This is a genomic window from Pedobacter heparinus (assembly GCF_032678725.1).
Lineage (GTDB): Bacteria > Bacteroidota > Bacteroidia > Sphingobacteriales > Sphingobacteriaceae > Pedobacter > Pedobacter heparinus_A.
Genome location: NZ_JAVTSC010000053.1, coordinates 1 through 600, shown reverse-complemented (window position 1 = coordinate 600; position 600 = coordinate 1). Strand labels below are relative to the sequence as shown.

General features: G+C 43.3%; 1 protein-coding gene. It reads left to right on the top strand.

What is annotated here, in order from left to right:
* Window positions 1-600: TonB-dependent receptor domain-containing protein (locus tag R2Q85_RS24570; RefSeq protein ID WP_316814453.1), on the top strand; the 600-nt coding region annotated here is incomplete at both ends.

Sequence of the window (600 nt, the reverse complement as noted above, 5' to 3'; positions counted from 1 at the left end):
AAATGACAGGCTCGGTTTCGGATACAATACCTTATATCTCTATTCGTTTAGAAACCCTAACGCGACTGAGGCTCCCACTAGCTCTATTCCAACTAACGGCTATTATAGCCTGGGCACTACACCTATTCAAACGCTTCCTATCCTGGAAGGAACGCTGGGAAATCCGAACGTGACCTGGGAAGTTGCCCGCAAGGCAGATATCGGGATGGAGGCGAAATTGTTTAAAAGCCGTCTAAGCTTTGAAGCAGATGTGTTTCTGGAAAAGCGTAATAATATTCTGATCAACAGAGCCGATATACCATTAATTTCTGGCTTACCAACACAAAAGCTTCCTGCATTGAATGCTGGAAAGGCAACAAACAAAGGATATGAATTGTCACTTAGTTATTCTGACAATATTGGTGGGTTTGGTTTTACAATAGGCGGTAATTATACTTTTGTCCGCAATACCATCGATTACATGGCTGAAACGCCGAAAAAATATACATGGCAGGCACAGACGGGCAAACAAATCGGAATGCTCGCACCGCAATTTATCTGGACGGGTAAATTTTACAGTGAGGAGGATCTGACCAATAATGCTGTTCCCAAACCGGTTGT